This is a genomic window from Ruegeria sp. AP12 (genome assembly GCF_056540025.1).
Window position 1 is genome coordinate 431,098 of the sequence record NZ_JBQFVZ010000002.1, and the last position, 22,694, is coordinate 453,791.

The window sequence follows — 22,694 nt, forward strand, 5'->3', positions numbered from 1 at the left end:
AGTCGGTAAAATATTTACTCTACAAGAAGGCGGCAATTTCAAATAGATTGGGCCAACGGCAAGATTCGCGAGGATAAGATGCTGAAAAGCAAAGCCTCTCTGGTTTCATTAGAGCAAAGAAACACCACCCGCCTGCGGGTGTTGGAGCATATTCGAGCGCAAGGATTCGTCTCGCGGATCGATATCGCATCCGCTTTGCAAACCAGCCCGGCCACCGTCACGGCAGCAACAGCCGATCTTATTTCCGCCGGGTTGATCAAGGAAACCGAAGGCGAGGCGCAGCCCGGTTCCGGTAAACGAGGCAGGCCCAGGGTTTTGCTGCAACTGGACGGGCAATCCCACCTTGTGGCGGGTCTGAAAGTCGCGCGGCAAGTGATTTCGGTTATTCTGGTCGACTTTGAAGGCAACGAAGTAACATCACACAAACAGCCACTGGAACACGCCCGAATGACACCGGCGGAATTCGTCGAGGCAGTGGGCAAGGCACTTCAGGAAACCTGCAGGCAGATTGGCGGCACGCTCGACAATCTGGCCGGTGTTTCCATTGGCGTGGCGGGTCTTGTCGATGCAAAACGGAACTTTGTGCACTGGTCGTCTTCGATCACCGACCGGAACATCGATTTCAATCTATTGCTGTCGAAGGATATCCCCTGCCCGGTCTTCGTGGACAACGACGCCAATCTTGTCGCCAAAGCCGAACAGCTGTTTGGGCTGGGCAAGGGGCTGAAAAACTTTCTGGTTGTGACGATCGAGCATGGTGTCGGTCTGGGAATTGTTCTGGACGGAAAACTCTACCGCGGAGAACGCGGCTGCGGCGCGGAATTCGGTCACACCAAGGTTCACCTTGACGGGGCATTGTGCCAATGCGGCCAACGTGGATGTCTTGAGGCTTATGTCGGGGATTATGCCCTGATACGCGAAATGACCGTCACAGGCCACGACAGTGAGATGGGGAGCGTGTCCGACATCTATGATCGCGCCAGTTCCGGGGATGAAAGGGCTGCGTCGGTGCTTGCCCGCGCTGGTCAGATGTTCGGCCTTGGGGTGTCAAATCTGATCAACCTGTATGACCCTGAATGTATCGTCGTGTCCGGCACCCAAATGAGCTTTGAACACCTCTGCTCAGACCAGGTGATGAACCGCATCCGAAACGGCGTTGTCAGTGTCGATGCCCCCCTGCCGGAACTCAAAGTCCACGATTGGGGCGATCTGATGTGGGCCAAGGGTGCGGCCGCCTATGGGATCGAACAGATATCAATCCTCAAAGTGCAGGAGCTTACGGCCCATGCGTCCTGAACCGCTGGTCTTTTTGGTTCTGGTCAGTGGGGCTTACGCTGAGGGGCCTTCCCCCGAATTCCAGCGCGTTGACGTCCCAGCTCATATCTACGATGGCGGATGGGAGCATTTTGTCGGCGGCGGGGTCGCGGTTTTCGATTGCAACGGTGACACGCTGCCAGAGTTGTTTGTTGCAGGTGGATCAAACCGATCTCAAATGTTCAAGAATACCTCAGGCGACACGATTTCCTTTCGGGCCGAAACACCCGATCAATTGTCGCTGACCGGGGTAACCGGTGCTTATCCCCTGGACGTTGACAGCGACGGCTTGATGGATCTGGCAATTCTGCGCGTTGGCGCAGACCTGCTTTTGCAGGGCCTGCCAGATTGCCAGTTCAAGCCCTTCGATAGCCTTGGTTTTCTGTCCGCCGACCATTGGACCACCGGCTTCTCGGCCACTTGGGAAGACGGGCAAGACTTGCCCACTCTGGCCTTTGGAACCTATGTTGATCGATCCGATCCGGACGGTCCGTTCGAGGCCTGCGGGCCGACCCTGCTCTACCGCCCCGAAGGGCACGGCTACGGGCAACCGCAACATCTTGAACCCGGCTATTGTTCCCTGTCCATACTGTTCTCGGATTGGGCACGAACGGGGCGTGCGGATCTTCGTGTCAGCAATGACCGCCACTATTATGTGCGCAACGGGCAAGAGCAGCTTTGGGCCATGGAACCGGAACCCCGCCTGTTCACGCCCGAGGACGGCTGGATGCCCTATTCGATCTGGGGCATGGGGATCGCCTCGCGCGATCTGACGGGGGACGGCTTTCCCGAGGTTTACCTGACCTCCATGGGCGATCAGAAGCTGCAGGTGTTTGACCCAGCGGCGCAAGGCCCAACGTGGCGCGATGCCACTTATGACAAGGGAACGACAGCCCACAGACCTCATGTCGGCGATGATGGCAGGCCGTCGACCGGGTGGCACGCGCAGTTTGGCGACGTCAACAACGACGGCCGCGACGACATTTTCGTTGCCAAGGGCAATGTAGAACAAATGCCGGATGCCGCTTTGAACGATCCCAACAACCTGCTTGTGCAGACACCCCATGGGCAATTCGCTGAGACCTCGGCTGAGGCGGGCGTTGCTTCAATGACAAAGTCCCGCGGTGCGGCAGTTGCCGATCTGAACAATGACGGGCGGCTTGATCTGGTGGTCGTCAATCGAGGCTCGGAACTGGAAGTCAGCCAGAACATTTCGCGCGCGGGCCACTGGCTGTTGCTTGGCGTTTCTCAGGATAGATCCAACCGCTTTGCAGTTGGTGGATTTGTCGAAATAAAAACTCCGGCAGGGGTTCAAACCCGCGAAATAACGATTGGTGGCGGTCATGCAGGGGGCATCTCGGGGTTTCATCATTTTGGCCTGGGCGATGAAAGCGACGCGCAAGTTCGGGTCATTTGGCCGGGCGGAGAAACGGGCAAATGGCAAAGGGTCAGCGCCAACCAAATCGTCCGGATTTCCCGTTAATCACTGATCCACCGGCAGGCCACTTGGAACTTGAGAGGGCACCCCCAACCGCTTTGCCGGGTCTTCAAGACTTGCCAGAAAGCTGAGAAGAGCGTCGATCTCCTGATCCGTCAGAGACAGTGGCGACAGGCTGTTGCTTTCCGCGATCTCGTCTATGTGTTGCCGATCCAATAACGGGCTTTGATCATCAGCACCGGGGAAATCCGGCAACAGGTCCATTTCAATCGTGTAATTCCGCAAAGAGGCCACTGGGTCCAAATGGTGGCGCACCATATCCTCGAGCCGGGCGAAGGCACCGTTATGTCCGTAAGGCGCGGTCAATGTCACATTGCGCAGCGATGGTGTGCGAAACGCAAATGCATCTTCCGGGTTACCTGTGACGCGAAAACGCCCGTCATCGCGCAGATGACTTTCAAATCGCGCGGATTTTCCCGGCCCGATCTGCGGCACTGCAATCGAATGGAAGCCGTGATCTGTCTGGAACCAACCTGAATGGCAGGTGCTGCACCCGGCCTTGCCATAGAACAGGCCCATGCCGGTTTCGGCGTCTTCCGGCAATTCACCTTCGCCTCTCATCGCGCGGTCAAAGGGGCTGTTATCCGCGCGCCACTCGAACGCGATGAAATCTGCGATCGCGTTGGCAATGGCGGTAAAGGTAATCTCGGCATCCGGGGCGATGACGCCAAACCTCTGCCGGTATTCCGGAATGGCCGCAACACGGGCGGCTATCAAATCCCACGCGCCGCCTTGCTGGGTCAAAAGACCCAGTCGAACCGCCTTGCTGACGTCATTTTCCGAGTAGTGACCCGCCATTTCATCCGGCGAAAGCACCGGGAACATGGCTTGCGCCGCCAAGGCGGATTGAAAGCCGGGCCGCATATGCGTGCCCAGCGGCGTTCTGATCCCGTTCGGTTGCGTGGGGTCCGCCTCAAGCCGCCCATCGTGGAAAAACGTTGTAAACTCCGTCGCGCCGAGGTTCCAAAGCCCCGGTGAGTTTCTGGGAATACGTTGCTCAGGCGTGTTCTCGGGAACCAGCCTGCGTTCGGGACCCAGACCAAGCCCCCCTTCCCCGATGCCAAGGGACAGGCCATCTGATGTACCAAGATCGGGATGGTGACAGGTTGCGCAACTGATGTTCTTGTTGCCGGACAAAATCGGGTCATAGAAAAGCAGCTGCCCCAGTTCGACGCTGTTTAAATCAGGCTCGAGGAACTCGGGCCGATCACCAAGGTTCTGGGCACTTGTGCTGCCTGCGCTTGAGATCAATACGCAAAGAACCGGAAAGAGCCACCTAACCTTCATCACGACCCTCTGAGATCTCAAGGGTAAGCACCTGCCGGTACGGGCTTTCGGGCGTATGGATAATCGAAGGAAAGGACGGGATGTTGGGGGCGTTTGGGTATCCCGAAGGTTCGATGCACAGACCGGGCGATGCATATGGCGGTTTTGCCAGATTGGCACCTGAATAGACCTGCGCACCGGGCTGGTCGGAATAGGCTGTCAGCGTCAGGCCGGACGGCGCAGTGAACACCACCACCGGCGCGTTCGGGTTACGATCCTGATCGAAGCAGAAATAATGGTCGATCCCCTTTGACGCCTGTCTGATCGGACTTGGCGCCGAAAACTCCAGTTCGCTGCCAATGGTCGAACACAGTCGACCAGTAGGAATTCCCTGCTCATCGATGTGCAGATATCGGCTTGAGGCAAGTTCCAATCGATGTGAGTCAACGCCTTCGAAGCCACCCAAAGTGTAGTAGTTGTGTTGCGTGACACTGATGGGCGTCGGACGGCAAGGATGTGCCGTGATCGTGTAGATCAATCGCGGAAACCGCAGGGTGACGCGGACCTCGAACCTGACATCGCCGGGGAACCCGCCTTCCCCATCACGTGACCGATGGCTCAGCACAGCCTCGTTTGGTGCCGTCTGCGCAAGGGTCCAGAATTGCCGGGACAGGCCCTGCGCGCCGCCATGCAGAGTGTTGGTGCCTTCATTTGCGCTCAGGTCATGCCTACGACCCGCCAAGTCAAATTGGGCACCGCCGATCCGGTTCGCGACGCGCCCAATAATTGCGCCCATGAAACTTGTATCCGAGAAATACGCGGCCGGGTCATCGAACCCAAGCACAAGTGACGTGTCCTTGTACCACCACCCTTGCGTGATCGCCCCGTAGTTCAGAACCGCGACCTGCATGTCACCATCCGACAACATGGCCGTTTCGATCCGAGAGCGCGTTCCCGCATCAGGTGTCATCTTGCAGCCAACGGCGCCAACGCCTTGTAGAATTGCCGGTATCGCCCGTATTCGCGTTCATACATGTCGATCAGGTCGCTGCGCGGATCGATACGATCCTCGATTTCAGGCGGCGTCATAACCTCGGCTGGCGCGGCGCTGTTGACGGCGCAGATGGCAAGGCGCGCGGCCCCCATTGCGGCACCGAACTCGCTGCCCTTGGGCAGGTCCAGCGGCACTTGCAAGACGGTGGCCAATGTCTCCAACCAGAACCGGGATCGCGCGCCTCCGCCCACTGCCATCAGACTGCTTGGTCTTGTCCCCGTGCGTTTCAGGGCCTCAAGGCAATCCCTCATCGCAAAGGCAACGCCCTCCATGACGGATTGCGTCAGATCAACGGGCTCCGAGGCGACATCCACGCCCAAGAACGCGCCCCGGATGTGGCTATCGTTATGCGGCGTCCGTTCGCCCGACAAATAGGGCAGGAACGTAACCGACGACGGGCCCGACACCGTGCGAGGCACGGCCGCAACCAGTTTTTCAACCGGCTGGCCCAGGTTCCGTGACAACCAGTTCATGCTGTTCGTGGCGGACAGGATGACCCCCATTTGTATCCACTTGTCAGGTACGGCGTGACAAAAGCAATGCACTGCCGTTTCCGGCGCAGGGGCGTAACCATCCCGCGCAACAAGCAATACGCCCGACGTTCCCAGCGAGACAAACCCCGTGCCGTCCCGAATACTGCCAATGCCACAAGCCGCAGCCGCGTTATCCCCTGCCCCTCCGGCCACGATTACATCGCCGGAAAGCCCCCATTCCTGTTTCAATGCGGCCTTCAACGCGCCGCCCGGATCGCTGCCTTCAACCAATCGAGGCATCTGATCGGCGCGCATATGACCCAATGCAAGTGCGGTTTCCGACCACTGCCGGGTTCCAACATCCAACCAGGATGTTCCGGCACTGTCTGACACGTCCGAAATGTATTCGCCCGTCAGCCAATACCGCAAATAGTCCTTCGGAAGCAAAACCTTGGCTGTCTTCGCAAACACATCGGGCTCGTGTGAACGCACCCACTCCAGCTTTGGCGCGGTAAAGCCCGGGAAGACAATGTTGCCCGAGATCGCGCGCATGCCCTGTGCCTGATCCAGCACTGCCGCCTCTTCGGCTGAGCGCGTGTCATTCCAGAGGATACAGGGCCGCAACACGCGACCGTCCGCATCCAGAAGTGTCGCGCCATGCATATGTCCGCTCAGACCAATTCCACGCAATTTGGAAAACGCCTGTGCATCACGCGCGCGGAGTTCGGTGACAACCTTTTTGCATGCATCGATCCAATCTGACGGAGTCTGCTCGGACCACCCGGGTTTGGGCGTTGACGTCGAAATGCTGACTTCGGCGGCACATAAGACGAGACCGGCGTCATCCACCAGAATCCCTCTGAGACCGGACGTTCCCAAATCCAACCCAAGGTACATTCGGCATTATCCCGTGCTATTATTTTAGTTGATAAAATTAATTGTAGCAGAAATCTTGTCAAGGTGCCTCGAAAGATACGACTTTCCCATCCTGAAAAGGCCGCTATGGGCGAGCACCTCTCACGTGCCCAGCGGAAAGTCGCAGTTTCAATTGCCGTGACGCGGACAAGAACAGACTGTTTTCAGTATGGTTAGGCTGCCTTCACAAATTGAGCTGTCATTTTGTAATTTAACCCGGCCTTCCGGTTTCAGTTAAGTGTGAGTCGGGGCAAGCCAAAATCTCCCATTGGTTGTGCATTTCCGCCACAGCGCTTCCGTCAAAAAAGCTTAACGTCGCGATCAGATTGACTAATTATATCAATAGACTAATCGTGCCGTCATATTACGTGATTTGAGGCTATTGCTATAAATGGACCCTGCTTCTTCGCCATTAGGCATACATCTTATAGCGGATTTTTTCGATTCGACTGCGCTTTATGATCCTACCCCTGCTCAAGACGCTTTGACGCGCGCGGCACTGGCTGCCAAGGCCCAAGTTCTTAGCGTCGAGACCCATGATTTCGGACAGCGTGCCGGCTTTACCGGCGTGGCGTTGCTGGCCGAGTCCCATATCTCGGTCCACACCTGGCCCGAGCATGGCTATGCCGCCATCGACATATTCATGTGCGGCGAGGCCGAGCCGCAGCGCAGCCTGGACGTGCTGAAGTCCTTTTTCCGCCCGCAACGCGTCGAAGTACAGTCCATCCAGCGCGGTCTGATCGGCCAAACCGTACCGCGGCTGGCGGTGGCAGGTTGCTGAAGGGCGAATGAAAGAACTGCGCAGATGCCCGGTCACGATCTCTCTTATCCTGTGCGCGATCTGCGCCTACTTGCTGTTGGGTCCGGTGCGCTATTCGGGGCCGGTCCTGAGCTTGCCCGACCATCTGGTGTTCGTGATCCGGCATGGGGATCTGAACCATCTGACGCTCAATTGCCTGATGATCCTTGTTGGCGGTTCCCTGACCGAACCCCGGCTGGGCAGCATCGCAACCGCAGGTCTTGCGGTTCTGAGCACGCTTGCCGGAACGGTGGCAGAGTTCGCTCTGGCCGGGCCGGGATTTGTGGGGTTGTCGAGCGTTTCCTACGCCCTCGTCGCCTATGGCGTGGTTGCATCGCGCCCAGCAGCGCAGCGTGTCTGGGCGCTGGCGCTGATCTGCGGGCTGCTGACGGCCGAGTTTCTGTATCTGCGGTCTCAGATCGCGGTTTTCACCCATATTGCATCCGCGTTGATCGGAGGAGGTCTTGCCGTGTTTAACGCCCTGTTCGGCTCGAAAGGTCCGACGCTCAAACCTATGGAATGGCGGCATGTTTCGCCCGCCGTTCAGATCATCGCCCAGACCGACGAGGATGATGCGCTTGAGGCTGAAAGCACGTTCGTCAACGAAGGCACCGACAACATGTTTGTGCTGCTGGACCGGGGCGACGTGCTGGGACTGATCGGCTATAGCGTCGACGAAGACGTCCCCGATGTTGCCTGGCTGTCCTGGACCTATCTGGATCAGGCCCATACCGGCAAAGGTCTGGGCGGGCAGATGCTGAACGACTTGTTGGGCAAGCTGGCGCAGCTGCACATCCGCAAGATTTTCATTGAAACCAGCGACTATGAAGAGTTCGGCAAAAAGATCTATGCCGCCGCACACAAACTGTATGAAGAGTTCGGCGCTTCGGTCGAGCTGACTGTGCCCGGATATCACAGCCCCAAAGAGGCGAAGATCATCTATGGGCTGGACAATCCCGACGCGCCGGACCTGCCGCCCGCGCCTCCGGCCTCGACCGCGGGCCTGTCTGTCATTGACCTGCATAAAGCCGCTGAAACCGATGATGTCGCGGGTCTGCGCTGGCGTGAAGCCGGGACCGGGCTGGCCGGGCTGGATCAGCAGCTTTCGCTTGCGCGAACGCAAAAATACCGCATGGCGGTTCTGGCTGTCCCCTCTGACCTATCCGATGCCCACGCGGATGAATTGCAGGCGCACGGGATGACGAAATGCGGCGAACTGAATGAGTTCTACGGCAAGGACCTGCACCAGGTGTGGTGGTCCTGCCCCCTTGGTGAAACCTGAAAACACTGACTAAACTCGATAGGAGATTTCATGTTTGGAAAACTTAAACTGATTGCCATTTTGGGCGTTCTCGGCTTCGTCGGCTACACGATGTTCCTGGCCCCCAAATCCGAACAAACCGCCGATCTTGGGCAGGTTCTGGACCGGACCGAATTTGCGATCAATCAGTATCAGGAATACCTGACAGCCAACAGCATCGCCGAAGCCTCGGACGAGCAAGTGGATGAATTCACAATATATCTGACGCAGGTCATGAACTCGGAACCGCGCTTTTATGACAAGCCGCTGGGTCTGGAGATTCTGTCCGACGCCAAATTCTCGGGCTATGCGGATCCGAACGGCAACGGCGTTCGCGACTCGGACGAGGGCGAGGTTTTCACCATCGAGATCGACGAGGCCAACAACCGTCTGATCGCCACCGACACCGCCGGTGAGTCCGCAGGCCTGCGTTTCTCGGGCGCTGGTTTTCTGGCGGGTGCGCTGATTGGCAACCTGATCAGCCGTCAGCGTTCGGCCGGGATCAGCGCGTCCAGCTTCAACAATCGCAGCGTGACACCGCGCAACAGCTATTCGGCCCCACGCAGCGCCCGCGCCGGTGGTTTGCGCGCCGGTAAATAAGCGCCGCGCCTACCCGAACCCCAACTTTGGCCCGGCGCGCTGATCGCGCCGGGCTTTCCAGTTTTCCGGATTTCACCATGACCGACACACTGACACCGCGTTACACCGACCTGCCGCGCCGACAGGCGATGGTTCTGCTTGGCGCGATCCTTGTTGTTGCCCTGTGCGGCATCGTCTACGAACTGATCATTGGGACGGTGTCCAGCTACCTGCTGGGCAACTCGGTCTATCAGTTTTCACTGACCATCGGCTTTTTCATGTTTGCCATGGGGGTCGGGTCGTATGTCTCGCGTTTTTTCCACGGCAACCTGATCCAGACCTTTATCTGGGTCGAGCTGATCCTGGCCCTGATCGGCGGCCTGTGCAGCGTGTCCCTGTTCATGCTCTTTCCCTATGCCCCGTGGTTCTACACGGTTGGCATGTTCACCTTCATCTCGTCCATCGGGTTTCTGGTCGGGCTGGAGATTCCGCTGCTGATGCGGGTCCTGTCCGAAAGCAGCACGACGCGGGAATCCATCGCCGACGTGCTGTCGCTGGACTATGTCGGCGCGCTGTGCGGGTCGGTTCTGTTTCCGATCCTGCTGCTGCCGTCGATTGGGCTGATCTCGTCCTCGTTCGCCATTGGCCTGACCAATGCCATGGTCGCGTTGCTGAGCGTGCTGTGCCTGCGCGATCAACTAGACACGCCCAAACGGATGCTGGGCTGCGCCATCGGGACCATTGTCCTGCTGTTCGCGCTGACTCTGCTGGCCGGGCGGATCACCGCATTCGCGCAGGATCACCTGTATTTTGACCGCATCGTCTGGCGCAAGCAGTCGCAATATCAGTCGCTGGTCGTCACCAACACCTGGCAGAAAAACGATGTCCGCCTTTACATCGACGGCCATCTGCAATTCGCCGAAGCGGATGAATATCGCTATCACGAAGCCCTGGTCCATCCCGCCCTGTCCTGGGGTGAGGCCGCCCCCAAATCCGTGCTGGTTCTGGGCGGAGGCGACGGGCTCGCCGTGCGTGAGATCCTGAAATACCCAACCGTGTCGCGCATCGATCTGGTGGACCTCGACCCGGCGATGACCGATCTGGGGCGCAATCTGGCCCCCATCGCGCGTCTGAACGAAAACAGCATGGAGGCGTCGGCCCTGCACGTGCACAACACCGACGCGTTCAACTATGTCAAATCCACCGACCAGACCTATGACCGGATCATAATCGATTTCCCCGATCCCCATAACGAGGCGCTGTCCAAGCTCTATTCGGTCGAATTCTACGCCATGGTCCAGAGCATCCTGACCGAGAACGGCGTACTGGTCACCCAAAGCAGCTCGCCGTTCTTTTCGCCTCATACCTACTGGACGATTTCCAGAACCTTGTCCGAGATTTTCCCGCAGGTCGTGACGTACCAGATGTCGATCCCGTCCTTTGGCGTCTGGGGATACAACCTTGCCGCCAATGACCCGAACTCGACGCTGGGCCAGCTTCCGGACGGTCTGCGCTTTGTCACGCCTGATGTTTTTGCCGCCGCGCGGGTGTTTTCCGAGGACCTTCTTCCCAAGCGCGAACTGGCGGTCAATTCCATCTTTGATCCGGGCATCTATCACGAATATTCGCGCGACGTTTCGGGGTACTGAGCACTCCGTGACGCCGGGTGGAGGGCCGGCTTTTGCTGGGGTCGTTTCGGATCTGAACGTTCTGGACCGAGTTGTCTGTAAAATATGATGTTAGAAGTCTTACGGATAAGCGGACCGAATGGGTTCAATTTCGTTGGGTCGTGACGTGTAACTATCCGGTACAATGGCTTTCCTGCGCCCGCTTAGCAGAGCAAACCCAAATCCCGAAACATTGCCCGGCGAATTCAACGATATTCCGATCACTGAATATATTTGCTACCTTAGCGCTATTGGTGACGCCGCCAACCTAGGTGATCAGTTCCGTGGGGCCAGCAATGCGAAGAATTCTTGCAGTCGTGATATGCGTCCTTGGGCTGGCCATACCGCGTGCATCATACGCCTGCGCGGTGTGTATTGAGCTGCCGGACGCATCCTTGGCCGATCACATTCTATCCGCGGAAGTCATCGTGCTGGCGGGCCCAGCATCAGACAATCCTTTCAGGTTCGAGGCGCAAAAAGTTCTCAAAGGGGATAACGAAAAGCTTAAATCCGCACCGGACATTCCGTTTTTGATCGACAGCGTTACACGACGGTCGTTCCGCTCGGATCCAACGCGAACCGTTTTGCTGACCTATGGACCGACCTACAAGGATAGTACTGGTCGCAGTTCTTCGCGGCATTGGAGACGTTTGTTTATTCTGAACCCCGAAAGACACGGCTTTCTGGAAGACCTTCGTACCTTCGGTCGGCTTTGGGCCTACGGAGAAACGGATAATCCCGACAGGGTTTTGTTCTTTGCCCGGTATTTAGGGCACTCGGATCATGTGTTGCACAACATGGCCCTGGTTGAAATCGGTCGCGCACCCTACGCGCTCGTGCGCCCGTTGAGCGACAGAGTTCCCGCAAGCTTGATTCTACAGGAATTCAGCGACATAAACCGCTTCGCATACAGATCCGCCGCCATTCGTTTGCTCGGGTTGCAATCCGATCCCCAGGCGCGCTCGTTTGTGCGCGCGCGATATGTTCGTTCGCTGGAATCGGGGGGGCTGAATTCTTTCGAGTGGGCTCTTGCTGGAATAGAAGCGGACCAATCGACTGCGATCAGCGCCATTGGCGCGGCCCTTCAAGATCCTGGCAAGACAAAAGAACACAAAAAGGCGTTGATCCGGGCTTTGGCCGAAGCGGGCACCTTACAATCGGAGTTCAAGCCAAAAATCGTTCAGATCTTTTCCGCTGCTCTGGAAAATGACCCCGAGCTTTTGGTTCAAATCGCTGTCGCAACGCGAAATTGGGGTGAAACTGCGCTGCTTCAACAGTTTGAAGCCTTAGCCGCTTTGGAAGAAACGGACCCCGCAACGCAGTTTGTTCTCAATATGGTTTTGGAAGCTGATTTACCGGCAGATTGATTTGGGTCTGTTCATGCCTCGCCGGTGCTGCACGTCTACGCTCGGGCCTTGGCGCTTGAGCCGACCAAGTAGTCAGCACTTGGCGCACGAAGGAACACGCCTGCATTGCTCAGACCAGCGTTCTGACCAGCTTCAAGCACGCCGGAAAGAAAAACCTCACAGAAACCAAAACAGCATGATATAAACAAAATCGAATATAAACAAATTGCGAATACTCTACTTCTTCGCAGAATTTTTCGATGTGGGAGGTCCCAATGCTTCGGTTATCCGTTTGTTTTGTCGCTTTGATGTTGGCACCGGCAAGTGTTCTTTCTGACGCCGTGCCCAGCGAACAGGCGGCAGAAGGTTTATTTCAGGATCAGCCGTATTCCCCATATGCCGAACGCTCGTTCCCTGAACGTCCGCTTTGGGGGGACACCCATCTTCACACCGGGCTTTCGCTGGACGCCGGGGCCTTTGGGAACACTCTGCTACCAGATGAAGCCTGGCGTTTCGCAAAGGGCGAGCAGGTCATTTCGTCGACAGGTCAAGCTGTCAGATTGGCACGACCTCTGGATTGGATGGTTCTTACGGATCACACGGACCTGATGGGATTTGCGCCGGACCTTCAAGCCGGAAAACCGGGCGTTATTGCTGATCCAAAAGGGTTAGAGTGGTACGAAGGCTATAAAGCTGGCGGGGAAGAGGCCGGGAAAACGGCCTTCGATATTATCACCAATTTCTCGCAGATGACTTTGCCGGAAATTCTATTGGAATCCTACAGCCCCGGCGCAGACGCTTTTGCGTTCACTTGGGAACATATCGTTCTGGCGGCCGAACGGCATAATGACCCCGGAAACTTTACCGCCTTCATCGGGTTCGAATGGACCTCGGTTCCCAAGGGTTTCAATCTGCACCGGAACGTCATGCTGCGTGACGGCCCGATCCGGGCCTTGCAGATGGTTCCCCCGGTTACGCAGCCCCCTTACGGCGATACGGACCCTAAATCGCTCTATGCCTGGCTTGAGGAGTATCAAGAAAAAACCGGGGGCCGCGCAGTTGCCTTTGCGCATAACGGCAACCTTTCGAACGGATGGATGTTCCCGACCGAGGATACGTATCACGGCGGCAAGGTTGACGAGGAATACGTCGCGGCCCGCGCCAAATGGGAACCTCACTATGAGGTTACGCAGATCAAAGGTGACGGCGAAGCCCACCCCTTCCTGAGCCCGGATGACGAATTTGCGGATTACGAGAACTGGGACGTCGGCAACCTCGACATAACCGAATTGAAAACCGATGACATGTTGGCCGGAGAATACGCCCGTGAGGCACTGAAACGCGGTTTGATGTTAGAAGAAAAATTCGGCGTGAACCCCTATAAGTTCGGCATGGGCGGTGCGACGGACAGCCATACCTCTCTGGCCACGGCGGAAGAAGACAACTTCTTTGGCAAATCCGTCAGCGTAGAGCCCTCGGCCTCGCGTATCAAGCACCCGTTTATCGCCAATGATCTGGGTGAGATTCCCGGTGATCTGCTTGTAGCGTCCGGCTATACGGCTGTTTGGGCGACCGAAAATACACGTGCTGCGATTTTTGACGCATTCAAGCGGCGTGAAACCTACGCGACCACGGGCCCCCGGATCGGCCTGCGGTTCTTTGGTGGGTGGGATTTCAGTGATGCTGATGTCGAAACCCGCTTTCTGGCAGATATTGGCTATACCAAAGGTGTTCCGATGGGGTCGGACCTGCGCCCCCGCGAAGGGGACGGCGCGCCATCCTTCCTGATCGCCGCTTTGCGCGACCCGATCGGGGCAAATCTGGATCGTGTGCAAGTCATTAAAGGCTGGCTTGATGCCGAGGGTGCCTTGCAGGAAAAGGTCTATGATGTTGCGTGGTCAGACAACCGTGTTGCAGATGATAGCGGCAAGATCCCCGCGGTGGGGAACACGGTGGATGTGGATACCGCCAGCTGGACCAACACAATCGGAACCGCCGAACTGGTCACTGTCTGGTCTGACCCTGATTTCGACCCGAACGCGCGGGCCTTCTACTACGTGCGGGCGATCGAAATCCCGACCCCGCGTTGGGTGCTGTACGACAAGCTAAGGTTCGGCTCCGAGCTGCCCGAGGATGCAGTGCTCACGCATCAGGAACGCGCGTATTCGTCCCCGATTTGGTATACGCCGGCCGAGTGATCCGCTGCGTAGTGCAGATCTGCGAACCGAGGTCGTGACCGCGACCTCAGTGGCCACAGCCAGCCCCTGAATCGGCAGCCGTCCATCACCTTGCAAAATCCAACCCTCTGATGCCAGCATCGAGGCGTAGAACCAGATCACGTTTTACGAGGAGCCTTCATGCGAATACTGAAAGAACCTCTGTTCCACTTCTTCCTGATTGGAGCGGCCATTTTCGGTTGGTTCCATATTGTTGCGCCAGAGTACCAGACGGCGGAAACCTCCGAGACGATTGCAATCGACGAAGAAGATGTTGCGGCTTTGTCCTCTCGGTTCAAAGCCAGATGGAAACGCCCACCAAACGATACAGAGCTTCAGTCTTTGGTCGATGCATCCATCCGCGAAGAGGTTCTGGTCAGGGAGGCAAGGAAACTGGGCCTGGATCGCGGAGATACCGTGATCAGGTCTCGGCTAAGCCAAAAGATGGATTTCCTGACCGAAGCAATCGCCATGTCGGTTGTTCCGAAAGATGAAGATTTACAGGCATTTGTCGATCAAAACCCGGACCGCTATGCAACGCCTGACAAGGTTGCCTTCACCCACGTCTTTCTGGGGGAAAGGCCAAGCGAGGCAGAAATTGAATCAGCTTTGGCCGCGCTGCCTGAGACCGACGAAACCTCGGCTTTCGGGACCTCAACGCTGCTGCCCGCTTCGATGCCGTTGACCGCGACAAAGGTCATCGACTCGGTCTTTGGGACAGGGTTTTCTACGGGGCTAATACTGGCCGAAACAGGCCGCTGGACTGGGCCTGTCCAATCCGGATACGGGACGCATCTTGTGCAGGTAATTGCCGTTGAACCGAGCCAGACACCGCCGATGGCTGACATTCGCGATGCGGTACTTCAGGACTGGCGTCGCGCCACAAGCGAAGACATGGCTCGGGCGCAATACGAGACGCTTGCCGCCAGCTACGAGATTGTAATCCCCGATCTTTCAGGCTTGGCGAAATGAGACCCCTGATCTGCCTATTGTTTGCGATGTCGCTGTCCTGGCTGGGTGGCAACGCCACAGCCCATGCCCTTGACCCGGGATACTTGGAAATGCGGCAGATCGCGCCGGACACCTGGGCTGTTCATTGGCGAAAACCCGATGTGAATGGTCAACCGATGGCGATTGAGCCCGTATTGCCGGAAACCTGTGTTCCGGCCCGTGGTCCAGATCCCGTTTTCGACAGCCGGGCCTGGGTTTCATCCTGGGTCACGGAATGCCCCAAGGGCATGGCAGGTGAATTCATCGCCATTGAGGGTCTGAAAAGGCAGTTGAATGACGTATTGGTACGTTTGCACCCGACGGTATCCGAACCTGTGACGCTTCGACTAACCCCTGACGCGCCCGTTCAGGGAATTCCTTCCGATCAAACGACGTGGTCGGTGTTCGTGGCATATTTCCAGTTGGGATTTGAACATATTCTGGAAGGCTGGGATCACCTGCTGTTTGTTTTGGCGCTGTTCATTCTGGTTCGCGATCCTTGGCGGTTGGTCGGCGCCGTGACAGCTTTCACCCTTGCGCATTCCATAACTCTGGCGCTGGCAACTTTTGGCGTGCTGAGCATTCCCGGCCCGCCGGTTGAGGCCGTTATCGCGCTGTCTATCGTCTTTCTGGCTATGGAGATCGTAAAAGGCAGCGAAGGTGGATTCCGGCTTTCGAACCAAAAGCCCTGGATTGTCTGTTTCGGGTTCGGGCTTTTGCATGGGCTGGGTTTTGCAGGGGCTTTGGCCGACATTGGGCTGCCCGCGAACGATATTCCTGCGGCGTTGTTTGCGTTCAACCTGGGTGTTGAAGCCGGTCAGCTGAGTTTCGTCAGCGCTCTGGCTCTTATGGTTGCTGTCTGGCGGCTGATCGCGCGCCCGGTTGGCCAGAGGGCCACAGTGATTGCCGCCTATTGTATCGGCTCGGTGTCGATGTATTGGCTCATTGAACGAACCAGCGGGTTTTGACTGATCCCCGGCGTTGCTCTTCCAGAGAGTGCCGCAGTAAATGAACGCGCAACACGGCAATCATTCAGGTCAAATACAGCCCGAAGGCGATCAATCGGCGGGTCGGTCCGGCAATCCGGCAGTCCGCAAATCGTCGATAAAGCGATCCGGAATGCCCTGATCCCGGAACTTGCCCTTAAGACTGTGTCGTTGATCCTCAATCGTATAGCCAGGTTGATTTTCCAACAGCTTGTCTATCGAGGCTTTGGCCTCCTCCAACCGCCCCAACCGGACATACAGCGCCGCCTGTGTACGGCGCGCCAGATTAGGAATGTTTGTCATCCGATCGATCGCGTCTAACCCGGCTTCATACTCACCAGTGAAATATTGCGCCCAGGCGAGGCTCCACAGGTACCAGTCCGGATGATGCGGATTCAGCCGGATCGCGGTTTGAAGCCTTTCGACGGCCTCGGTCGCGCGGCCAAGATATACCAGCGTTTCGACCGAGCCCGCCAGCACACCCGCCGAGTTCGGATTAAGCGCAATGGCGCGGTCGTACTCTCTTTCGGATTGCTCAAGATCGTTGGCCTGCATATACGCGTGCGCAAGAACCCAATGCGCCAGGGAACTGTCGGGATCAAGTTCAACAGCTTTGCGAGCCGCCGCAAAGGCGAGGTCCAGAGCTTGGTCTCGTGGCCGGTCAGCACACCATCCCCACCGATCACAATTGATATGCACCCAGGCAAGGCTGAAATATGCAACGGAATAGTCGGGGTCCAGTTTGATAGCCTCTTCAGCCAACCGCTTGGCTTCTTGATTACCGGCCGGCGTGAATTTGAAACGTTCGGCGCGGCTTAGATAAACAAGTTCGTACGCTCCGTGGCTTTGAGTGGACTGGCGCAGCAATCGGTCGAATTCGGCAAGATCAAGGTTCTGTTCCAGCGTCGCAACAATTGTTCGGGTAATTTCATCCTGCAACGCAAAGATATCCGTCAAATCGCGATCATAGGTTTCAGTCCAAATTGCATTCCCGGCCGCCGCGTCAATAAGGGTTGCATTCACGCGAAGCTTGTCGCCGAACTTTTGCTGGCTGCCTTCAAGTACGTACCGCACGCCAAGTTCTTTAGCGATTTCACGAATATCTGCCGACTTGTCGCGGTAAAAAAAGCTCGAATTTCGGGCGATGACAAAAAACTCGGGGAACCGGGAAAGCTTGGCAATGATCTCTTCACTGATTGCGTCGCTAAGGTAGCCCTTGTCGGCACCCTGGCTTACGTCGCTGAACGGCAGCACGGCAATCGAAGGCTTGTCCGGCAGTGGATGTTCCATTTCTGTCGTTCCTACCGGCTGAAAATCCGGTGTAATGAAACGCCAAGCGACAAATCCGACGACAAGAGCCAAAGCCAAAAAGGCAATGGCAGCCGTCCGCACGGCAAAGGGTTTTCGGTCAGGTTTTGCGGTTTTGACCGAAGATACTAGCTTTGCCGCTTTCTCGTTCAGGTCCAGGCGAAACACCGGAACAGGCTGTTCGATATTCTTGACCGTGATCCCGCCCAGATCCTCGAAATCCAGATCAAGTTTTCCGCGGACCTGACTGAAGACGTTGCGGTGAACGCAGACTCCGCCGGCTTGGGCGAGGCTCTCGATCCTTGCAGCCAGGTTTACACCGTCACCGAAAATGTCCCCGCTCTCATCAATCACGTCACCGACGTTGATGCCGATACGAAATTCTATTCGGTCGCCAACGGGAACGTCCGAATTCCTGCCGGACATGGCGCACTGTATTTCGACGGCAAATCGGACCGCATCGACAACGCTGGCAAATTCCATCAACGCACCGTCGCCCATCAGCTTGATCGTTCGCCCGCCATACTGAACGGCCTTTGGATCAATTAATTCCGAGCGATGCGCTTTGAGCGCGTTTAGTGTTCCCGTCTCGTTTTTTCCCATGAGGCGGGAATAACCCACTACATCGATTGCAAGTATGACCGTGAGTCGACGTTTCACCATGGGCCTCCCTTAGTGCAGGTTAAGGAAGAACGGTTGGAAATTCCACTTTGCCCAACGGTCTTCGAAATGCAGGGCTTCATAGCGCAGTTATTTTGGGGTCACGCGGCCTTGGCGATTGCCGGTCACTCATGGCCGAGGTCAGCAACTGACGGTTCCTATCAGCAATCAGCTGTCAGGTTCGGGCGGATTCGAATTCAGACCACGCGGTTTCAAAAGCTTCAAAATCAAATCCAGGCTGGCTGGCCGCGTCCAGGACAATGCGCTCGGTCGTCAGCAGCTTTTGGATCGCGGCCTCTAGTTGGCCCACGACGTCTTCGGGCACCACCAGCGCGCCGTGACGGTCAGCATGGATCAGATCGCCGGGATTGACCGTCAGGCCAAAAACCGAGACCGGAGCGTCGAGCTCGCGCACATGGACAAAGCCGTGGCTTGGGCCGACCGACCCGGCAACCACCGGGAAGCCTTGCGGCAAATCCCCAAGGTCACGCATCACCCCGTTGGTCAGCGCACCCGACAGGCCGAAACCTTTGTGGACCGTCGTGTTGATTTCACCCCAATAGGCACCGATGCAATCGGGGAAATCCAGATCCTCGATCACCGCGACGGACGGTGACGGTGCTTCTGCCATGTATCTGTAATAGGCCATGCGCCGCGCCCTGATGATTTCGGGCGGTTCGGCGGGCGGATTGACGGCGGCGATTTTGGCAGTCCGTGCATACCCCACCATGGGCGGTTCTTCAGGGGCCGAGCAGTGCATGGTGCCGCGCGTGAAACGGTCGAAACCGCGCTGGCCTTGTGCCACTTCGATGGCATTGCAGACCGTGGGGGTATCAACCTTGCGAAGCAAAGACAAAAGGGACGGTTTCATAGGTCCTCCAACCAGCGCGAGATTGCGGCTGTGGTTTCATCGGGTTTTTCGAGGGTGGGCAGATGCCCTGCGCCGGAAATGATTTCGAGCGTGCTGTTGGCCAGAAGGCGGTGCATCAATTCATGGCGTTCGACGGGGCAAAGCCCGTCATCCTGACCGCACAGGACCAGAGTTTTGCCTGCATAGGCAGACAGGGTATCGCATTGATCAGGGCGATCCATCAGCGCCTGCGATTGACGCAGGAATACGTCCGGCCCCAGATCGGTCGCCATCGCCATGCACAGGTCAAGAACGGCCCCCTGCCTTGGTCCGTCTGCCAGATAGTTGGGCTTCATTTCGTCCCGCATAACGTGCCACAAGCGCCCCTCGCGCACCGCAACCATCTGGGGGGCGCGGCGGGCCTTTACCTCGGGGGTTTCAGCAAGCGGGTTGGTATCGAGCAGCGCAAGGCGCGACACGCGCTCAGGGGCCTGACGCACCACCTCCATCGCGACGATCCCACCCATCGAAAGGCCCAAAAGCGCAAAAACAGGCGGCGCGTTTCTCAGAATGTCTGCCGCCAGAACTTGGACGCTGTCATGCTGGCCAAGTGGAAAGGTCATTACGGGCATTCGGCCCGACAGCGCCTGAATCTGCGGGCCGAAAAGGCGCGCATCGCACATCATGCCGGGCAACAGGATCAACGGAGTCATGATGCGGTCAACTTGGCCCCGTCTGACAACGCCGCCAGCTTGGCATAAGCGATCTGAGGATCAACCGCGCCAAAGCCCGCAAATGTGCCAAAGCCGCAATCGCTGCCCGCGATAACGCGATCGGCACCTACGATTCCGGTGAACCGTTCAATCCGCTGAGCCACAAGTTCGGGATGTTCAACGAAATTGGTGGTAGTGTCGACCACCCCCGGCACAAGAATCTTGTCATCTGGAATTTCGGCTTTGCGATCCCGAAACACCGTCCACTCATGCGCGTGGCGGGGGTTTGACGTTTCGAACAGGACATAACGCGACTTGGTCGCCATCAGGGTGCTGAACACCTTGTCCATCGCAATATCGCAGCAATGCGGGCCTTCGTAATTGCCCCAGCAGATATGCACGCGAACTTTCTCGGCAGGCACGTTCTGCAGCGCGTGGTTCAGGGCCTCGACATGCATGTTGGCGATCATGACGAACTCGTCATCAGACAGATCGGTGAACAGCATATGCCGGGACAGTGCCAGATCCGGGCAATCCAGCTGAAGGTCCAGACCTGCCGCCACGATGGTTTCGTATTCTTCCTTCATGGCATCGGCCAACGCGGCCAGATACGCCTCGCGCGTGGGATAGAAATCATTCTGCAGGAACAGCGAAATGACACCGGGCGAGGCCGCATTCATAAAACCCCGTTCGGCCCCGTGCTGCGTCATGGCGGCTTTGAGGTTGGCGATGTCCTTCTCCAGCTCACCCTGCCCTTTTGAGCGAACCTCATCCGTGCACATGGGCCGCGCATATTGCGGCGTGCCACCATCATCTGCCAAGCGTTGCAAGAAACCCGGAAACATCTTCAGATCCGCAGGCGCATTGCGCGGGCTGTCACCCGAAAAGCCGGTGTAGCGGTCTTTGACATAAGTTGCGTAGGAGATTTTCGAGGTCTCCCCATCGCTGACAATATCGACCCCGGCTTCAACCTGTTTGCGCACCGTCTCGGACACGGCATCCGCCATACAGGCGTCAAAGGCCCCCGCGTCGTAGGGTTCATTGTTTTCACGGGCGAAGATGAAATCCACGACCTCCTGCGTGCGGGGCAGAGACCCGACATGGGTGGTTTTTACGGTCATTGGGGCCTCTCCTTACAGTTTTCGTGCCATCAGGACTGTGTGGCTTTGGGTTTCGGGGTCTTCGGCCAGAAATCCGGTCAGGTGCAGCCTGTTTTCTTCCAGACACACGGCATAGCCTGCCGGGGACAGCGAGGCGTGATATACGCGCTCGGCTCCTACCGTGCCGCTGACCTCACCCGCACTTGGACCGACGGTCAGCATCAGCATTCCACCGGGCCGCAAATGGCGCGCCATACGCGCGATGCAACCCTTCTGCTCATCTGCTGTCAGATGAAAAAAACTGTTCCACGCGATGATGCCGTCAAACTGCTGGTCCAGCTCGAAATCCCGCATGTCGGCTTTGCGCCAATCGCCATCGGGCCAGCGGTCCCGCGCCAAGGCCAGCATCGCCTCGGAAAAATCGACGCCGGTGACGGCGAAACCTTCGGCCATGAACCAGCGCGCTATAGGGTCGCCGGTGCCGCAGCCCAAATCCAACACATGATCGCCGGGCTTCAGGCTGGCCGTAAAGCGCGCCAGCCAGCGCGCCTCGAACAAAGCCTTCGAGCGGCGCTTGTCGTATTCGCTCGCCTGCCGCTCGTAAACGTCGTGTGTGTCATTGGGATCTGCTTTCATCCTGTCCAGGTCGCTCCTGCCGGGTCATCGGTTGCGGTGATCCGGTACAGGCCCGCCTGCCCGGTCATCGATGGAACAACGCGATAGGATTCACCGGGCAGAACCAAAGCGGTGTCTCCAACGGACAAAGTGGTTTCGTAGCCGTCGACAGTGACACGCCAATGGCCGCTGGCTGGCATTAACACCACGGGTTTCTCAGTTTCGGTCGCGTCTGCTACGCAAGAGCCCCGCCCAAGGAAATCGACCTCAAAACCCGGTCTGTCCTTGATCAAGCCATCCTCGCCAATAACCACGGCTGGCTTATTGGACGACAATGCCATCAGATCCCAGTACCGGGCCACGTATTTGCCAACCACATCCTCAACCGGAACCTCGGGATACGTCTTCAGTTGGTCTTCGGTCAGCAAAGGCATCGGGCGCACATTGTGCGGCAGCTCCTGCCCTTTCTTGGAATCATAAAGAACGCCGTTGTCGCCCAGCATCAGACCATGCGCCTGCGCGTCTTCGATCACCTGCGGTGCCCATGTGACGCCGCCGCCCGCATCATCGCCGCCGAGGATCGACATGATCATGCCGTAGTCCTGACCGACATTTTCAAAGCCACGAAAGATACCGGTGGGGATGTTGAAGATGTCACCTTCTTCGGCAATGAACTCACCAGCCGTGCCATAGCGGCCCCAGAAGAACCGCCAGCGGCCTTTGGCGACAAAGAACACCTCGGCCGTGGTGTGGCTGTGCAAAGAGTTGCGGCATTTCGGAGGTTGCCCGGCAGCGCCGATATTGAACCCGATCTTGTCGGTGATGTGCACATGCTGATCCGGAGATTCGGACACCCCACCGCCGATGATGGTAAAGTTCTCTTTCTGATCGCTGCCCGGTGTGTGGGCGTCGATAAACGCGGTTTTGCAGGGTTTCAGTTCGCCGTAGCGGACGATGCGTTGTTGAATGGTGCTCATGTCAATTTTCCTTGTGTTTGGGGTACAACGATCTCAACCCCAAAGCCCGGAGGACGGTTGTTCAGCCG

The 22,694-nt window shown here is 57.4% G+C and carries 19 protein-coding genes; 10 read left to right on the forward strand and 9 right to left on the reverse strand.

Annotation, left to right across the window (positions count from 1 at the left end; all coding sequences use genetic code 11):
* The first annotated feature begins 78 nt into the window (after positions 1–78).
* Together ACR0E6_RS09995 and ACR0E6_RS10000 are read left to right on the forward strand one after the other, a co-directional pair.
* Entirely contained in the window at positions 79–1,296 is a 1,218-nt protein-coding gene (locus ACR0E6_RS09995) for an ROK family protein (protein ID WP_480582759.1), read from the forward strand.
* The gene (locus ACR0E6_RS10000; protein ID WP_480582761.1) at positions 1,286–2,797 is read left to right on the forward strand and encodes a CRTAC1 family protein; all 1,512 of its coding nucleotides are present in this window, start codon (positions 1,286–1,288) and stop codon (positions 2,795–2,797) included. The genes ACR0E6_RS09995 and ACR0E6_RS10000 overlap by 11 nt, the downstream gene beginning before the upstream one ends.
* Here ACR0E6_RS10000 and ACR0E6_RS10005 read toward each other — a convergent pair whose 3' ends face one another.
* From ACR0E6_RS10005 to xylB, 3 genes are read right to left on the reverse strand one after another with little or no spacing between them, the layout of a single operon-like run.
* The gene (locus tag ACR0E6_RS10005; RefSeq protein WP_480582764.1) at positions 2,798–4,099 is read right to left on the reverse strand and encodes a cytochrome-c peroxidase; all 1,302 of its coding nucleotides are present in this window, start codon (positions 4,097–4,099) and stop codon (positions 2,798–2,800) included.
* On the reverse strand, positions 4,089–5,048 hold the full coding sequence (locus ACR0E6_RS10010; RefSeq protein WP_480582767.1) for an aldose epimerase family protein: 960 nt from the start codon (positions 5,046–5,048) through the stop codon (positions 4,089–4,091). The genes ACR0E6_RS10005 and ACR0E6_RS10010 overlap by 11 nt, the downstream gene beginning before the upstream one ends.
* Entirely contained in the window at positions 5,045–6,502 is a 1,458-nt protein-coding gene (xylB, locus tag ACR0E6_RS10015) for a xylulokinase (RefSeq protein ID WP_480582770.1), read from the reverse strand. The genes ACR0E6_RS10010 and xylB overlap by 4 nt, the downstream gene beginning before the upstream one ends.
* A gap of 409 nt (positions 6,503–6,911) precedes the next feature.
* Between xylB and speD the strand changes: the two genes are divergently transcribed.
* The 8 genes from speD (at position 6,912) to ACR0E6_RS10055 (ending at position 16,385) form a co-directional block, all read left to right on the forward strand.
* Positions 6,912–7,301 carry an adenosylmethionine decarboxylase gene (speD, locus tag ACR0E6_RS10020; RefSeq protein WP_480582773.1) on the forward strand — a complete coding sequence of 130 codons (390 nt, stop codon included), beginning with the start codon at positions 6,912–6,914 and terminating at the stop codon, positions 7,299–7,301.
* A 7-nt stretch (positions 7,302–7,308) separates the two neighbouring features.
* Positions 7,309–8,601 carry a GNAT family N-acetyltransferase gene (locus ACR0E6_RS10025; RefSeq protein ID WP_480582776.1) on the forward strand — a complete coding sequence of 431 codons (1,293 nt, stop codon included), beginning with the start codon at positions 7,309–7,311 and terminating at the stop codon, positions 8,599–8,601.
* A gap of 30 nt (positions 8,602–8,631) precedes the next feature.
* Positions 8,632–9,219 (forward strand): hypothetical protein, encoded by a 588-nt coding sequence (locus tag ACR0E6_RS10030; protein ID WP_170622765.1) that lies wholly within the window; start codon positions 8,632–8,634, stop codon positions 9,217–9,219.
* 77 nt (positions 9,220–9,296) lie between these two features.
* Positions 9,297–10,847, forward strand: a complete 1,551-nt coding sequence (locus ACR0E6_RS10035) for a polyamine aminopropyltransferase (RefSeq protein WP_480582779.1) — start codon at positions 9,297–9,299, stop codon at positions 10,845–10,847.
* Positions 10,848–11,260: 413 nt separating this feature from the next.
* Entirely contained in the window at positions 11,261–12,232 is a 972-nt protein-coding gene (locus ACR0E6_RS10040) for a hypothetical protein (RefSeq protein ID WP_480582782.1), read from the forward strand.
* Between the two features lie 254 nt (positions 12,233–12,486).
* A complete protein-coding gene (locus ACR0E6_RS10045) occupies positions 12,487–14,409 on the forward strand; it encodes a DUF3604 domain-containing protein (RefSeq protein ID WP_170452890.1) in 1,923 nt (640 codons plus the stop codon).
* A 159-nt stretch (positions 14,410–14,568) separates the two neighbouring features.
* Entirely contained in the window at positions 14,569–15,399 is an 831-nt protein-coding gene (locus ACR0E6_RS10050) for a peptidyl-prolyl cis-trans isomerase (RefSeq protein ID WP_480582786.1), read from the forward strand.
* A complete protein-coding gene (locus tag ACR0E6_RS10055) occupies positions 15,396–16,385 on the forward strand; it encodes a HupE/UreJ family protein (protein ID WP_480582789.1) in 990 nt (329 codons plus the stop codon). Before ACR0E6_RS10050 ends, ACR0E6_RS10055 begins: the two co-directional genes overlap by 4 nt.
* 90 nt (positions 16,386–16,475) lie before the next feature.
* Here ACR0E6_RS10055 and ACR0E6_RS10060 read toward each other — a convergent pair whose 3' ends face one another.
* From ACR0E6_RS10060 to ACR0E6_RS10085, 6 genes are all read right to left on the reverse strand, one after another.
* On the reverse strand, positions 16,476–18,371 hold the full coding sequence (locus ACR0E6_RS10060; RefSeq protein ID WP_480582792.1) for an adenylate/guanylate cyclase domain-containing protein: 1,896 nt from the start codon (positions 18,369–18,371) through the stop codon (positions 16,476–16,478).
* 175 nt (positions 18,372–18,546) lie between these two features.
* Positions 18,547–19,242 (reverse strand): RraA family protein, encoded by a 696-nt coding sequence (locus tag ACR0E6_RS10065; RefSeq protein ID WP_480582795.1) that lies wholly within the window; start codon positions 19,240–19,242, stop codon positions 18,547–18,549.
* Entirely contained in the window at positions 19,239–19,934 is a 696-nt protein-coding gene (locus ACR0E6_RS10070) for an alpha/beta fold hydrolase (protein ID WP_480582798.1), read from the reverse strand. The genes ACR0E6_RS10065 and ACR0E6_RS10070 overlap by 4 nt, the downstream gene beginning before the upstream one ends.
* A complete protein-coding gene (locus ACR0E6_RS10075) occupies positions 19,931–21,055 on the reverse strand; it encodes a cobalamin-independent methionine synthase II family protein (protein ID WP_480582801.1) in 1,125 nt (374 codons plus the stop codon). The genes ACR0E6_RS10070 and ACR0E6_RS10075 overlap by 4 nt, the downstream gene beginning before the upstream one ends.
* A gap of 12 nt (positions 21,056–21,067) precedes the next feature.
* Complete coding sequence (locus ACR0E6_RS10080) at positions 21,068–21,670, reverse strand: class I SAM-dependent methyltransferase (protein ID WP_480582804.1); 603 nt, start codon at positions 21,668–21,670, stop codon at positions 21,068–21,070.
* A complete protein-coding gene (locus ACR0E6_RS10085) occupies positions 21,667–22,626 on the reverse strand; it encodes a cupin domain-containing protein (protein ID WP_170452910.1) in 960 nt (319 codons plus the stop codon). The genes ACR0E6_RS10080 and ACR0E6_RS10085 overlap by 4 nt, the downstream gene beginning before the upstream one ends.
* Positions 22,627–22,694 lie beyond the last annotated feature (68 nt).